The following is a 15,576-nucleotide window of genomic DNA, read 5'->3' as shown; positions in this document are numbered from 1 at the left end:
GTGAAACATGACGCCTGCGGGGAGCGAGACATCACGTTCCTGACGGTACTTCCACTGCTAAGCCCGCGATTCTACACGAAATTCTGACATGGTGGTGCGAGTTTCTCGGGCCACACAACGCGCCGCCGAAAAACAAAACCGGGTGCCAGCGCAAGCTGGACACCCGGTTCAGACGGTACAACTGCGTACCGCGGAATCGCGGACCCCGTCGGGATCCGCGGATCGTCGATGTTACTCGATGATCTTGGCGACGACGCCGGCGCCGACCGTACGGCCGCCTTCGCGGATTGCGAAGCGCAGACCTTCTTCCATCGCGATCGGAGCGATCAGCTTCACCGTGATCGACACGTTGTCGCCCGGCATCACCATTTCCTTGTCCTTCGGCAGCTCGATCGAGCCCGTCACGTCCGTCGTACGGAAGTAGAACTGCGGACGGTAGTTGTTGAAGAACGGCGTGTGACGGCCGCCTTCGTCCTTGCTCAGCACGTACACTTCAGCCGTGAAGTGCGTGTGCGGCGTGATCGAGCCCGGCTTCGCCAGAACCTGGCCACGCTCCACGTCTTCACGCTTCGTGCCGCGCAGCAGGATACCCACGTTGTCGCCTGCCTGACCTTGGTCCAGCAGCTTGCGGAACATTTCAACGCCCGTGCAGGTCGTCTTCACCGTCGGCTTGATACCGACGATTTCGATTTCTTCGCCGACCTTCACGATGCCGCGCTCGACACGACCCGTCACAACCGTACCACGGCCCGAGATCGAGAACACGTCTTCCACCGGCATCAGGAACGCGCCGTCAACTGCACGCTCCGGCGTCGGGATGTACGTGTCCAGCGCGTCGGCCAGGCTCATGATCGCCACTTCGCCCAGCTCGCCCGTGTCGCCTTCCAGCGCCAGCTTCGCCGAACCCTTCACGATCGGCGTGTCGTCGCCCGGGAAGTCGTACTTCGACAGGAGTTCGCGAACTTCCATCTCGACCAGCTCGAGCAGTTCAGCGTCGTCCACCATGTCGCACTTGTTCAGGAACACGATGATGTACGGAACGCCAACCTGACGGGCCAGCAGGATGTGCTCACGCGTCTGCGGCATCGGGCCGTCAGCTGCCGAGCAAACCAGGATCGCGCCGTCCATCTGCGCTGCGCCCGTGATCATGTTCTTCACATAGTCAGCGTGGCCCGGGCAGTCGACGTGTGCGTAGTGGCGGTTAGCCGTTTCGTACTCGACGTGTGCCGTGTTGATCGTGATGCCGCGCGCCTTTTCTTCCGGTGCCGCGTCGATCTGGTCGTACGCCTTCGCTTCGCCGCCGAACTTCTTCGTCAGAACCGTCGTGATCGCTGCCGTCAGCGTCGTCTTGCCGTGGTCAACGTGACCAATCGTACCAACGTTCACGTGCGGCTTGGTCCGCTCGAATTTACCTTTTGCCATGATTCTCTTCTTTCAAAAATAGTCGATTGTGATAACGAATTACTTCGTCTTCGCGCTGATGATCGCTTCTGCAACGTTCTTCGGAGCTTCAGCGTAGTGCTTGAACTCCATCGTGTACGTTGCGCGACCCTGCGTCAGCGAACGCAGCGACGTCGAGTAGCCGAACATTTCCGACAGCGGCACTTCGGCGCGCACGATCTTGCCGCCGCCCACCATGTCGTCCATGCCCTGGATAATGCCGCGACGACCCGACAGGTCGCCCATGACGTTACCCATGAAGTCTTCCGGCGTTTCCACTTCCACGGCCATCATCGGCTCGAGCAGAACCGGATCGGCACGGCGCATCGCTTCCTTGAACGCCATCGAACCAGCCATGCGGAACGCATTTTCGTTCGAGTCAACGTCGTGGTACGAACCGAACGTCAGCGTGACCTTCACGTCGACGACCGGGAAGCCTGCCAGCACGCCGCTCTTCAGCGTTTCCTGGATACCCTTGTCAACCGACGGGATGTATTCGCGCGGAATCACGCCGCCCTTGATCGCGTCGATGAACTCGTAGCCCTTGCCCAGTTCGCTGCGCTCGAGCGTAATGACCGCATGGCCATACTGACCACGACCACCCGACTGCTTGACGAACTTGCCTTCGACGTCCGCGGCCGACTTGCGAATGGTTTCGCGGTACGCAACCTGCGGCTTGCCGACGGTCGCTTCCACGCCGAATTCACGCTTCATCCGGTCAACCAGAATTTCGAGGTGGAGCTCGCCCATACCCGAAATGATCGTTTGACCCGATTCTTCGTCGGTCTGCACGCGGAACGACGGATCTTCCTGAGCCAGACGGTTGAGCGCCAGGCCCATCTTTTCCTGGTCAGCCTTCGTCTTCGGCTCGACGGCCTGCGAAATCACCGGCTCCGGGAAAATCATGCGTTCGAGCACGATCGGGTGAGCCGGATCGCACAGCGTGTCGCCCGTGGTCGCTTCCTTCAGGCCGACCGCAGCCGCGATGTCGCCAGCGCGAACTTCCTTGATTTCTTCACGCTGGTTCGCGTGCATCTGCAGAATACGGCCGAGACGTTCCTTCTTGTCCTTGGTCGCATTGAGCAGCGTGTCGCCCGAATTGACGACGCCCGAGTAGACGCGGAAGAAGATCAGCTGGCCGACGAACGGGTCGGTCATGATCTTGAATGCCAGTGCCGCGAACTTCTCGTCGTCGGCAGCGCGGCGCTCCGTCTTCTCGCCATTTTCGAGTTCACCCGTAACCGGCGGAATATCGACCGGCGACGGCAGGAAATCGATCACGGCGTCGAGCATACGCTGCACGCCCTTGTTCTTGAACGCAGTGCCGCACAGCATCGGCTGGATTTCGCACGCGATCGTACGGTCGCGCAGACCCTTCACGATCTCGGCTTCCGACAGCTCGCCTGCTTCCAGGTACTTGTTCATCAGGTCTTCGTTCGACTCTGCAGCCGCCTCGACCATCTTTTCACGCCATTCGTTGCACGTGTCGACGAGTTCCGCCGGGATGTCGACGTAGTCGAACTTGGTACCTTGCGACGCTTCGTCCCAAATGATCGCCTTCATCTTGATCAGATCGACGACGCCCTTGAAGCCTTCTTCCGCACCGATCGGCACCACGACCGGAACCGGGTTCGCCTTCAGGCGCAGACGGAGCTGGTCGTAGACCTTGAAGAAGTTCGCGCCGGTACGGTCCATCTTGTTGACGAACGCGAGACGCGGCACCTTGTACTTGTTCGCCTGGCGCCACACCGTTTCCGACTGCGGCTGCACGCCGCCCACTGCGCAGTACACCATGCACGCGCCGTCGAGCACGCGCATCGAGCGCTCGACTTCAATCGTGAAGTCGACGTGGCCCGGGGTGTCGATGATGTTGATGCGGTGTTCCGGATAGTTGCCGCCCATGCCCTTCCAGAAGGCCGTGGTAGCAGCGGACGTGATCGTGATGCCACGCTCCTGTTCCTGCTCCATCCAGTCCATCGTGGCTGCGCCGTCGTGGACTTCACCGATCTTGTGGTTCACACCGGTGTAAAACAGAATGCGCTCGGTCGTCGTCGTTTTGCCGGCGTCGATGTGAGCGCTAATACCGATATTGCGGTAGCGCTCGATAGGAGTCTTGCGAGCCACTTTGATCCTCTACTGGGATGACGTGATGCAGCCCGGCTGCATCACGCTTCAACACAAACGGGCGAGGCGCCTGAAAAGCGCACCCGCCCGGAATTTATTTCCGCTAACAGCCCAGCCAGGCGCTTAGAAACGGAAATGCGAGAACGCGCGGTTGGCTTCTGCCATGCGGTGAACTTCGTCGCGCTTCTTCATCGCGCCGCCACGGCCTTCGGCCGCTTCGGAGAGTTCACCTGCCAGGCGCAGGGCCATCGACTTCTCGCTACGCTTCTTCGCAGCCTCACGCAGCCAGCGCATCGCCAATGCCATACGACGCGACGGGCGCACTTCGACCGGAACTTGATAGTTGGCACCACCAACGCGACGGCTCTTCACTTCGACCACCGGCTTCACGTTGTTGAGCGCAACCGTGAACACTTCCAGCGGGTCCTTGCCACCCTTGGTCTGGATTTGTTCGAATGCGCCATAAACGATGCGCTCTGCGACCGACTTCTTGCCGGACAGCATCAGCATGTTCATGAACTTGGCAACATCAACGTTACCGAACTTCGGATCCGGCAACACTTCCCGCTTGGGGACTTCGCGACGACGCGGCATGATTCTTCCTTTACTTGTTCAGTTGGAGCTGGTTCCAGCTCCGCGGCCACCAACAAACCCGATCACATCTTCACGACTAACCAGCTTGGCCGGGTGACCACTTACTCGACAGCACCGGCAATCCGGCACTCCCGCCTTGACCGCCCTGCGGCGATCCCTGATCAAAAACTGCTTACTTGGCAGCCTTTGCACGCTTCGCGCCGTACTTCGAGCGCGCTTGCTTACGGTCCTTGACGCCCTGGGTATCCAGCGAGCCGCGAACCATGTGGTAACGCACACCCGGCAAGTCCTTCACACGGCCGCCGCGGATCAGCACAACCGAGTGTTCCTGCAGGTTGTGGCCTTCACCGCCGATGTACGAAATCACTTCGAAGCCGTTCGTCAGACGAACCTTGGCGACCTTACGGAGTGCCGAGTTCGGCTTCTTCGGCGTCGTCGTGTACACACGGGTGCACACGCCGCGACGCTGGGGGCAGTCCTGCAGGGCCGGGCTCTTGCTCTTCGTCGTTTCCGACTGACGGCCTTTGCGAACCAGTTGGTTGATGGTTGGCATTGTTTATTCCTGAAATTGAACAAAATCTGCGCATCGATTTCGGGCAAAGCGAGAATCGGCGCACAGTTGACTTCCGAACCGGCGAATCGGGTGCGAGCTTTCGAACGCGACACGGCCCACCGAATACCGGAACCCAGCATCATATTCCGGAAATGCCAACTAAGTCAACGGCTTGCGTGATTTCCCAGTCGACTGCGTGGTTTACAGGAAGGGTCGGAACGTCCGTGTCAGGCCGATTCGACGACGTCGATGATCTCGTCGCCGAAGCGTTCGAGCTTGCGTACGCCCATGCCGGGGATGTGGCGCAGGTCGTCGATCGACTCCGGCGCGTTGCGCGCGATTTCCGCGAGCGTCGCGTCGTGGAAGATCACGTAGGCCGGCACGCCGTCGGTCTTGGCGGTTTCCGCGCGCCATGCGCGCAGCGCATCCCAGCGTGCGCGCTCGCGTGTGCCCATGCCGGCCGTCGGGTCGACGCGCGTGCCGCTGCGGCTCGACGACTGACGCGTGCGCTGCGGCTTCACGTAGCGGCGCAGCGTGACCTTCTCCTCGTTCTTCAGCACGGGCTTCGCGGCCTCGGTCAGCACGAGCGCGCCGAAGCCGCCATGATCGACGGCCAGGTAGCCGTACGCGACGAGCTGCCGGAAAATCGCGCGCCATTCGGGCTCGGACAGCGACGCGCCGATCCCGAACGTCGTGAGCTGGTCGTGGCCGCGCTGCAACACCTTCTCGGTGCGCCCGCCGCGCAGGATCTCGATCAGGTGGCTCGAGCCGAAATTGAAGCCGCTCGCGCGCTGCGCGCGGAACACGCACGACAGCGCCATCTGCGCCTCGCGCGTCGCGTCCCACGAATCAGGCGGCTCGAGGCACGTATCGCAGTTGCCGCACGGGCGGCTCTCTTCGCCGAAGTAGTTCAGCAGCCGCACGCGGCGGCACGAGATCGTCTCGCACAGCCCGAGCAGCGCGTCGAGCTTCGAGGTCTGCACGCGCTTGTGCGCGTCGTCCGCATCGGACTCGTCGATCATCTTGCGCTGCTGGACGACGTCGCCGAGGCCGTACGCCATCCATGCATTCGCGGGCATCCCGTCGCGGCCCGCACGGCCGGTTTCCTGGTAGTAGCCTTCGACGCTCTTCGGCAAATCGAGGTGCGCGACGAAGCGCACGTCGGGCTTGTCGATGCCCATGCCGAACGCGATCGTCGCGCACATCACGATGCCCTCTTCGCGCTGGAACATCTCCTGGTGCTTCTGCCGCACCTCGAACTCCATCCCCGCGTGATACGGCAGCGCGCGCACGCCCTGCGCCTTCAGCCACTCGGCGGTTTCCTCGACCTTGCGGCGCGACAGGCAGTAGACGACGCCTGCGTCGGTCGTGCCGTCGGCATTCGTATGTTCGGCGCGAATGAAGTCGAGCAGCTGCGAGCGCGCGTTGTCCTTCTCGACGATCCGGTAGCGGATGTTCGGGCGGTCGAAGCTCGACACGAACACGCGTGCGTCGTCGAGCGCGAGACGGTGGATGATCTCGTCGCGCGTGATCGCATCGGCCGTGGCCGTCAGCGCGATGCGCGGCACCGCCGGGAAGCGCTCGTGCAGCACCGACAGCTGAATGTATTCCGGACGGAAATCGTGCCCCCATTGCGACACGCAGTGCGCTTCGTCGATCGCGAACAGGCCGATCTTCGCGCGCTCGAGCAGGTCGAGGAAACGCCCCGTCATCAGGCGCTCCGGCGCGACGTACAGCAGGTCGATTTCGCCTTCGCGCAGCGCGCGCTCGGTTGCCGCGGCCTCGGCGCCCGACAGCGTCGAATTCAGGTAGGCCGCACGCACGCCGACTTCACGCAGCGCGGCGACCTGGTCCTGCATCAGCGCAATCAGCGGCGACACGACGATGCCGGCGCCCTGCCCGGCCTCGCGGCGCAGCAGCGCGGGGATCTGGTAACACAGCGACTTGCCGCCGCCCGTCGGCATCAGCACGAGGCAATCGCCGCCGCCGGCGACGTGTTCGACAATCTCGCCCTGCTGGCCGCGAAAAGCGGAATAACCAAAGACTTCGTCGAGAATTTCGAGGGCGCGGGACATGAATGAGGACAGGGACGGCTAAACGATGACCGCGATTTTAACAACCCGCTCGCGCGGCGCGTGGCCAATCGTGCATTGTTGGCCGTTCGGCCAGGGTTCGTTCGCGTGCATCACGGGCCTGCCGCGGCCGCTCCGCAAGCGATCGCGGGGCATGCGCCGGTGCGGTGCAGGCACGTCATGCACGTGAACGACGGATAAAAAAAACCGCCCGGCAGGACCGGGCGGTTTCGGTGACAGCGATGTCGGCAACGCAAGGCGGCTTGCGCCGCCTGCCGTTACTCGGCTGCCGGGTGTTGTTGCGGCTCTTCTGCCGGCGCGCTCGGCGTGCCGAAGTCGAATGCCTCTTCCGCTGCGATCTGGTCGAAACGCTCGCGATCCGACGATTCCTTCGCCTTGCGTGCCTTGTGGAACGCGAGACCCGTACCGGCCGGAATCAGACGGCCGACGATCACGTTTTCCTTCAGGCCACGCAGATCGTCGCGCTTGCCCATGATCGCCGCTTCGGTCAGCACGCGGGTCGTTTCCTGGAACGATGCCGCGGAGATGAACGAGTCGGTCGACAGCGATGCCTTCGTGATACCGAGCAGCACGTTGTCGTACGAAGCCGGACGCTTGCCCTCGGCGATCATGCGATCGTTCTCGTCCAGCATGTCGGAACGCTCGACCTGTTCGCCCGGGATGAAGCGCGTATCACCGTTGTCGGTGATCTGCACACGACGCAGCATCTGGCGAACGATCACCTCGATGTGCTTGTCGTTGATCTTCACGCCCTGCAGACGATACACGTCCTGCACTTCGTCGACGATGTAGCGCGACAGCGCCTCGATACCCTGCAGACGCAGGATGTCGTGCGGATCGGCCGGACCGTCCACGATCATTTCGCCCTTGTTGACGACCTGTGCATCGTGAACCAGAACCTGCTTTTCCTTCGCGATCAGGAACTCGTGCTGGTTGCCCTCGAGGTCCGTGATGACGAGACGCTGCTTGCCCTTCGTGTCCTTACCGAACGACGTCGTACCGGTGACTTCCGCGAGAATGCCGGCATCCTTCGGCGAACGCGCTTCGAACAGTTCCGCCACCCGCGGCAGACCGCCGGTAATGTCACGCGTCTTCTGCGCTTCGGTCGGGATACGTGCGAGCACTTCACCGACCTGCACCTGCTGGCCATCCTTCACGGTGATCAGTGCGCCGACCTGGAAGCCGATCTGCACTGCGTGCTCCGTGCCCGGAATCTTCACTTCTTCGCCGTTCGCGTCGAGCAGCTTCACCTGCGGGCGCACGCTCTTCGAAGCCTGCGAACCGCGACGCTTCACGTCGATCACGACCAGCGTCGACAGGCCGGTCACGTCGTCGATCTGCTTCGCGACGGTCACGCCCTCCTCGACGTTCTCGAACTTCACCGTACCACCGTACTCGGTGATGATCGGACGCGTCAGCGGATCCCACGTGGCGAGCTGCGTGCCTGCCTTGATCGTCACGCCGTCGAGCTGCAGCAGCGTCGCGCCGTACGGCACTTTGTGACGCTCGCGCTCGCGACCGAAGTCGTCGGTGATCATCGCTTCGCCCGAACGGGAAATGACGATCTGCTCGCCCTTCGCGTTCGTGACGTAGCGCATCGTCGCCGTGAAGCGCACGATACCGTTGCTCTTCGCTTCGACCGACGAAGCCACCGCCGCACGCGATGCCGCACCACCGATGTGGAACGTACGCATCGTCAGCTGCGTGCCCGGTTCACCGATCGACTGTGCCGCGATCACGCCGACTGCTTCGCCGACGTTCACCAGCGAGCCGCGGCCGAGGTCACGGCCGTAGCAGGCCGCGCACAGGCCGTAACGCGTTTCGCAGGTCAGCGGCGTGCGCACGCGCACTTCGTCGATGCCGAGGCGTTCGATTTCCTCGACCGCCGTTTCGTCGAGCAGCATGCCCGATTCGTACACCGTTTCCTGCGTTTCCGGGTTCACGACGTCCGCGACCGCGACGCGGCCGAGGATACGGTCGCGCAACGCTTCGACGACTTCACCGCCTTCGACCAACGCCTTCATCGCGACGCCGTTCGACGTGCCGCAATCGTCTTCCACCACGACCAGATCCTGCGTGACGTCGACGAGACGACGCGTCAGGTAACCCGAGTTCGCGGTCTTCAGTGCCGTATCAGCCAGACCCTTACGTGCACCGTGGGTCGAGATGAAGTACTGCAACACGTTCAGACCTTCGCGGAAGTTCGCGGTAATCGGCGTCTCGATAATCGAGCCGTCCGGCTTCGCCATCAGGCCTCGCATACCGGCCAGCTGACGAATCTGAACCGCCGAACCCCGGGCGCCCGAGTCGGCCATCATGTAGATCGAGTTGAACGATTCCTGGCGCGTTTCCTTGCCGTCGCGGTCCGTCACCGGCTCCGTCGACAGCTGCTCCATCATCGCCTTGCCGACCGCTTCCGACGTTGCCGACCAGATGTCGACTACGTTGTTGTAGCGTTCCTGCGCGGTGACGAGACCCGACATGTACTGGCGGTCGTACTCCTTCACCTTCTTCGCGGCGTCGCCGACGATCGTTTCCTTCTGCGGCGGCACGAGCATGTCGTCCACGCAGATCGAAATGCCGGCACGCGTCGCGAGACGGAAACCCGACTGCATCAGCTGATCGGCGAACACCACCGTCGCGCGCAGACCGCACTTGCGGAACGCCGTGTTGATCAGGCGCGAGATTTCCTTCTTCTTCAGCGGCTTGTTCAGCACCGAGAACGGCAGGCCGTGCGGCAGGATCTCCGACAGGATCGCGCGGCCGACGGTCGTCGCGTACAGCGAGATCTTCGGCACGAATTCCGGCGCGCCTTCCGACGTGTCCTCGTTGCGGACCATTTCGGTGATCCGCACGTTGACGCGCGAGGCCAGCTCGACTTCCTTGTTCTCGTACGCGCGGATCGCTTCCGACACGCCCGTGAACGACAGGCCTTCGCCCTTGCCGTTGACGGCTTCGCGGGTCGCATAGTACAGACCCAGCACGATATCCTGCGACGGCACGATCGACGGATCGCCGTTGGCCGGGAACAGCACGTTGTTCGACGCCAGCATCAGCGTACGCGCTTCCATCTGCGCTTCGAGCGACAGCGGCACGTGAACGGCCATCTGGTCACCGTCGAAGTCGGCGTTGAACGCCGCGCAAACGAGCGGGTGCAGCTGAATTGCCTTGCCTTCGATCAGGACCGGCTCGAACGCCTGGATACCGAGACGGTGCAGCGTCGGCGCACGGTTCAGCATCACCGGGTGCTCGCGGATCACCTCTTCGAGGATGTCCCACACCACCGGAGTCTGGTTCTCGACTTCCTTCTTCGCAGCCTTGATGGTCGTCGCGACGCCCATCACTTCCAGCTTGTTGAAGATGAACGGCTTGAACAGCTCGAGCGCCATCAGCTTCGGCAGACCGCACTGGTGCAGCTTCAGCGTCGGGCCGACCACGATGACCGAACGGCCCGAGTAGTCGACGCGCTTGCCCAGCAGGTTCTGACGGAAACGACCGCCCTTACCCTTGATCATGTCGGCGAGCGACTTCAGCGGACGCTTGTTCGCGCCCGTCATCGCCTTGCCGCGACGACCGTTGTCGAGCAGCGAGTCGACGGCTTCCTGCAGCATCCGCTTTTCGTTGCGGACGATGATTTCAGGCGCCTTCAGCTCGAGCAGACGCTTCAACCGGTTGTTACGGTTGATCACGCGGCGATACAGGTCGTTCAGGTCCGACGTCGCGAAACGGCCGCCGTCCAGCGGCACCAGCGGACGCAGTTCCGGCGGCAGCACCGGCAGCACTTCGAGGATCATCCACTCGGGCTTGATGCCCGAACGCTGGAATGCCTCGAGGACCTTCAGGCGCTTCGCGTACTTCTTGATCTTCGCTTCCGAGCCGGTGTTCTTCAGCTCGGTGCGCAGCGTCTCGACCTGCTCGTCGATGTTGATCGCGCGCAGCAGTTCACGCACGCCTTCCGCGCCCATCTCGGCACGGAATTCGTCGCCGTATTCCTCGACCTTGTTGTAGTAATCCTCTTCGGTCATGATCTGCCGCGCCTTCAGCGGCGTCATGCCCGGTTCGATCACCACATACGCTTCGAAGTACAGCACGCGTTCGATGTCGCGCAGCGTCATGTCGAGCACCATGCCCAGACGCGACGGCAGCGACTTCAGGAACCAGATGTGCGCGACCGGCGAGGCCAGCTCAATGTGGCCCATCCGTTCGCGACGCACCTTCGCCAGCGTCACTTCGACGCCGCACTTCTCGCAGATCACGCCGCGGTGCTTCAGACGCTTGTACTTGCCGCACAGGCACTCGTAGTCCTTGATCGGCCCGAAGATCTTCGCGCAGAAGAGACCATCGCGTTCCGGCTTGAACGTACGGTAGTTGATGGTCTCCGGCTTCTTCACTTCGCCGAACGACCACGAACGGATCTTGTCCGGCGAGGCCAGACCGATCTTGATCGCGTCGAAAACTTCTTCCTGTTGGACTTGCTTGAATAGATCGAGCAGAGCTTTCATTGCTTTCTCTCCGTAGTCCGATTAATTGCGGTCGAGATCGATGTCGATACCGAGCGAGCGGATTTCCTTCACGAGCACGTTGAAGGATTCCGGCATGCCTGCATCGATAACATGATCGCCCTTGACCAGGTTCTCATAGACCTTGGTCCGGCCGTTCACGTCGTCCGACTTCACCGTCAGCATTTCCTGCAGCACGTAGGACGCGCCGTACGCTTCGAGTGCCCACACTTCCATTTCACCGAAACGCTGGCCACCGAACTGCGCCTTACCACCCAGCGGCTGCTGCGTGACGAGCGAGTACGGGCCGGTCGAACGCGCGTGCATCTTGTCGTCGACCAAGTGGTGCAGCTTCAGGTAGTGCATGTAGCCGAGCGTCACGCGACGTTCGAACATTTCACCCGTGCGGCCGTCGTACAGACGGACCTGGTTCTTCGACGGGTTCATGCCGAGCTGTTCAGCGATGTCGTCCGGGAACGCGAGGTCGAGCATCTTGCCCATTTCTTCCTCGGTCGCACCGTCGAACACCGGCGTTGCGAACGGCACGCCTTCGCGCAGGTTCTTCGCGAGCTCGAGGATCTCGTCGTCGGTGAAGCTTTCCAGATCTTCCTGGCGGCCCGAATCGTTGTAGATCTTCGTCAGGAACGCGCGCATTTCCTCGATCTTCGCCTGACGCTGCAGCATTTCGCCGATACGCCAGCCGAGGCCCTTCGCGGCCCAGCCGAGGTGCACTTCCAGAACCTGACCCACGTTCATCCGCGACGGCACGCCGAGCGGGTTCAGCACGACGTCTGCCGGACGGCCATCGGCCATGTAAGGCATGTCTTCGATCGGGACGATCTTCGACACGACACCCTTGTTACCGTGACGGCCTGCCATCTTGTCGCCAGGCTGCAGACGGCGCTTCACCGCGAGGTACACCTTGACCATCTTCAGCACGCCCGGCGGCAGTTCGTCGCCTTGCGTGAGCTTCTTGCGCTTCTCTTCGAACGCGAGGTCGAACTGGTGACGCTTTTCCTCGATCGAGTTCTTGATCGCTTCGAGCTGCGCCGCTGCTTCGTCGTCCGCGAGGCGGATGTCGAACCAGTGGTAGTGGTCGAGGTCTTCCAGGTAAGCCTGGTCGATCTTCGTACCCTTCGCGAGCTTCTTCGGACCGCCGTTCGCGACCTTGCCCACGAGCATGCGTGCGAGACGCTGGAACGCGTCGCCTTCCACGATGCGCAGCTGGTCGTTCAGGTCGAGACGATAGCGCTTCAGTTCGTCGTCGATGATCTGTTGCGCACGCTTGTCGCGCTGGATGCCTTCACGCGTGAACACCTGGACGTCGATCACGGTGCCGCTCATGCCCGACGGCACGCGCAGCGACGTGTCCTTCACGTCCGAAGCCTTCTCGCCGAAGATCGCGCGCAGCAGCTTCTCTTCCGGCGTCAGCTGGGTCTCGCCCTTCGGCGTGACCTTGCCGACCATCACGTCGCCCGCTTCGACTTCCGCACCGATGTACACGATGCCCGATTCGTCGAGACGGCCGAGCTGGATTTCCGCCAGGTTCGAGATGTCGCGCGTGATTTCTTCCGGCCCGAGCTTCGTGTCACGTGCAACGACGTTCAGCTCTTCGATGTGGATCGACGTGTAGCGATCGTCCGCGACCACCTTCTCCGAGATCAGGATCGAATCCTCGAAGTTGTAGCCGTTCCACGGCATGAACGCGATCAGCATGTTCTGGCCGAGCGCGAGCTCGCCCAGGTCCGTCGAGGCGCCGTCGGCCAGCACGTCGCCGCGCGAGACCTTGTCGCCCATCTTCACGATCGGACGCTGGTTGATGTTCGTGTTCTGGTTCGAACGCGTGTACTTGATCAGGTTGTAGATGTCGACACCGACTTCACCTGCGACCGCTTCTTCGTCGTTCACGCGAATCACGATACGGCCTGCGTCGACATAGTCGACGACGCCGCCACGGAACGCCTGAACCGTCGTACCCGAGTCGACCGCGCAGGTGCGCTCGATACCCGTACCGACGACCGGCTTTTCCGGACGCAGACACGGCACGGCCTGACGCTGCATGTTCGAACCCATCAGTGCACGGTTCGCGTCATCGTGCTCGAGGAACGGAATCAGCGAGGCTGCAACCGACACGATCTGCGACGGCGCCACGTCCATGTACTGGATACGGTCCGGCGTGACCATCATCGTTTCGCCGGCTTCACGCGACGACACGAGTTCGTCGATCAGCTGGCCGTTCTCGTCGATCGCGGCGTTTGCCTGCGCGATCATGTAGCGGCCTTCTTCGATCGCCGACAGGTAGTCGATCTGGTCGGTCACCTTGCTGTCCACAACCTTGCGGTACGGCGTCTCGAGGAAGCCGTACTCGTTCAGGTGCGCGTACAGTGCGAGCGAGTTGATCAGGCCGATGTTCGGACCTTCCGGCGTTTCGATCGGGCACACGCGGCCATAGTGGGTCGGGTGCACGTCGCGAACTTCGAAGCCTGCGCGTTCGCGCGTCAGACCGCCCGGGCCCAGTGCGGAAACACGGCGCTTGTGCGTGATTTCCGACAGCGGGTTGGTCTGGTCCATGAACTGCGACAGCTGCGACGAACCGAAGAACTCGCGGATCGCCGACGAAATCGGCTTCGAGTTGATCAGGTCGTGCGGCATCAGGTTTTCGCTTTCGGCCTGGCCGAGGCGTTCCTTGACCGCGCGCTCGACACGCACGAGACCCGCGCGGAACTGGTTTTCCGCCAGTTCGCCGACGCAACGCACACGACGGTTGCCGAGGTGGTCGATGTCGTCCACTTCGCCCTTGCCGTTGCGCAGCTCGACGAGGATCTTGATCGTCGCGAGGATGTCGTCGTCCTGCAGCGTCATCGGGCCGGTGATTTCATCGCGGCTGACGCGGCGGTTGAACTTCATACGGCCGACCTTCGACAGGTCGTACGCTTCTTCGCTGTAGAACAGACGGTTGAACAGTGCCTCGACCGCTTCCTCGGTCGGCGGCTCGCCCGGACGCATCATGCGGTAGATCGCGATGCGCGCGGCCGTACGATCGGTCGTTTCGTCGACACGCAGCGTCGACGAGATGTACGGGCCCTGGTCCAGGTCGTTCGTGTAGAGCGTCTGGATGTCCTTGATGCCCGCTTCGCGCAGCTTCTCGAGCACGCTTTCCGTGACTTCGTCGTTCGCGCTCGCGATCACTTCGCCGGTGTCGCCGTCGACGACGTTCTTCGCCAGCACGCGGCCGAGCAGATAGTCTTCCGGCACCGAGATGAACTTGGTCTTCGCGGCTTCGAGGTCACGAATGTGCTTCGCGTTGATCCGCTTGTCCTTCTGGACAATGACCTTGCCATCACGATCCGTGATGTCGAAACGCGCGACTTCACCACGCAGGCGCTCGGGCACGAACTCGAGTTGCGCGCCTTCGTCCATCAGCGTGAAGTTGTCGAACACGAAGAAGTTCGCGAGGATCTGTTCCGGCGTCAGGCCGATGGCCTTCAGCAGGATCGTGACCGGCATCTTGCGGCGACGGTCGACGCGGAAGTACAGGATGTCCTTCGGATCGAATTCGAAGTCGAGCCACGAGCCGCGGTACGGAATGATCCGTGCCGAGAACAGCAGCTTGCCCGAGCTGTGCGTCTTGCCCTTGTCGTGTTCGAAGAACACGCCCGGCGAACGGTGCAGCTGCGAGACGATGACACGCTCGGTGCCGTTGATGACGAACGAGCCCGTCGGCGTCATGAGCGGCATTTCGCCCATGTACACTTCCTGCTCTTTCACTTCCTTGACGACCGGCTTGTTCGGCGATTCCTTGTCGAGGATGACAAGGCGGACCTTCGCGCGCAGCGCGGAGCAGTACGTCAGGCCTCGCTGCTGGCATTCCTTGATGTTGAATGCCGGCGAGGACAGCGCATAGCTCACGAACTCGAGGCGCGCGAAACCGTTGTGCGAAACAATGGGAAATACCGATGTGAACGCGGCCTGCAAACCTTCAGGCTTGCGTTGTGTCGCCGGCACATCGGCTTGCAGAAACGTGCTGAATGATTCAAGCTGGGTAGCCAGCAAGAAGGGAACTTGGTGAACGATGGGGCGCTTCGCGAAACTCTTGCGAATGCGCTTCTTCTCGGTGAAGGAATATTGCATACGATCTCCGAATCACGGCGGGTGCTATCGAGGCGGAATACCTGGACGTTTCAAACCCGAGTGTTCACCGACTGAGACCCGATGGCCGTTCGACGGCTTGAACGAGCCGAGAAGCTTGGTGGTTGGCCGCTACCAACCGCTG

The 15,576-nt window shown here is 62.1% G+C and carries 7 protein-coding genes; all 7 read right to left on the bottom strand.

Annotated features, from left to right (window positions below; all coding sequences use genetic code 11):
- Positions 1–231: 231 nt before the first annotated feature.
- The 7 genes from tuf to rpoB all read right to left on the bottom strand — a co-directional run bounded on the left by tuf (position 232) and on the right by rpoB (position 15,434).
- Positions 232–1,422 (bottom strand): elongation factor Tu, encoded by a 1,191-nt coding sequence (gene tuf / locus OHZ10_RS01565; protein ID WP_011350666.1) that lies wholly within the window; start codon positions 1,420–1,422, stop codon positions 232–234.
- Between the two features lie 39 nt (positions 1,423–1,461).
- Positions 1,462–3,564, bottom strand: coding sequence for an elongation factor G (fusA, locus tag OHZ10_RS01560; protein WP_059232616.1), 2,103 nt, complete (start codon positions 3,562–3,564; stop codon positions 1,462–1,464).
- Positions 3,565–3,687: 123 nt separating this feature from the next.
- Entirely contained in the window at positions 3,688–4,158 is a 471-nt protein-coding gene (rpsG, locus tag OHZ10_RS01555; RefSeq protein WP_006477195.1) for a 30S ribosomal protein S7, read from the bottom strand.
- Between the two features lie 172 nt (positions 4,159–4,330).
- Positions 4,331–4,711, bottom strand: coding sequence for a 30S ribosomal protein S12 (gene rpsL / locus OHZ10_RS01550; protein WP_006400662.1), 381 nt, complete (start codon positions 4,709–4,711; stop codon positions 4,331–4,333).
- Between the two features lie 227 nt (positions 4,712–4,938).
- Positions 4,939–6,786 carry a DNA helicase RecQ gene (gene recQ / locus OHZ10_RS01545; protein ID WP_059232617.1) on the bottom strand — a complete coding sequence of 616 codons (1,848 nt, stop codon included), beginning with the start codon at positions 6,784–6,786 and terminating at the stop codon, positions 4,939–4,941.
- Between the two features lie 275 nt (positions 6,787–7,061).
- On the bottom strand, positions 7,062–11,306 hold the full coding sequence (rpoC, locus tag OHZ10_RS01540; RefSeq protein WP_059232618.1) for a DNA-directed RNA polymerase subunit beta': 4,245 nt from the start codon (positions 11,304–11,306) through the stop codon (positions 7,062–7,064).
- Between the two features lie 21 nt (positions 11,307–11,327).
- Entirely contained in the window at positions 11,328–15,434 is a 4,107-nt protein-coding gene (gene rpoB, locus OHZ10_RS01535) for a DNA-directed RNA polymerase subunit beta (RefSeq protein WP_174994248.1), read from the bottom strand.
- Positions 15,435–15,576: the final 142 nt, after the last annotated feature.

Source organism: Burkholderia arboris (assembly GCF_038723655.1).
GTDB lineage: Bacteria > Pseudomonadota > Gammaproteobacteria > Burkholderiales > Burkholderiaceae > Burkholderia > Burkholderia arboris.
This window is presented reverse-complemented; position numbering and strand designations above follow the sequence as displayed.

Bases quoted from the DNA above. Each gene is read 5' to 3' on its own strand.
- rpoB (WP_174994248.1), bottom strand. From the start codon at position 15,434: ATGCAATATTCCTTCACCGAGAAGAAGCGCATTCGCAAGAGTTTCGCG.
- recQ (WP_059232617.1), bottom strand. From the start codon at position 6,786: ATGTCCCGCGCCCTCGAAATTCTCGACGAAGTCTTTGGTTATTCCGCT.
- rpsL (WP_006400662.1), bottom strand. From the start codon at position 4,711: ATGCCAACCATCAACCAACTGGTTCGCAAAGGCCGTCAGTCGGAAACG.
- rpoC (WP_059232618.1), bottom strand. From the start codon at position 11,306: ATGAAAGCTCTGCTCGATCTATTCAAGCAAGTCCAACAGGAAGAAGTT.
- tuf (WP_011350666.1), bottom strand. From the start codon at position 1,422: ATGGCAAAAGGTAAATTCGAGCGGACCAAGCCGCACGTGAACGTTGGT.
- rpsG (WP_006477195.1), bottom strand. From the start codon at position 4,158: ATGCCGCGTCGTCGCGAAGTCCCCAAGCGGGAAGTGTTGCCGGATCCG.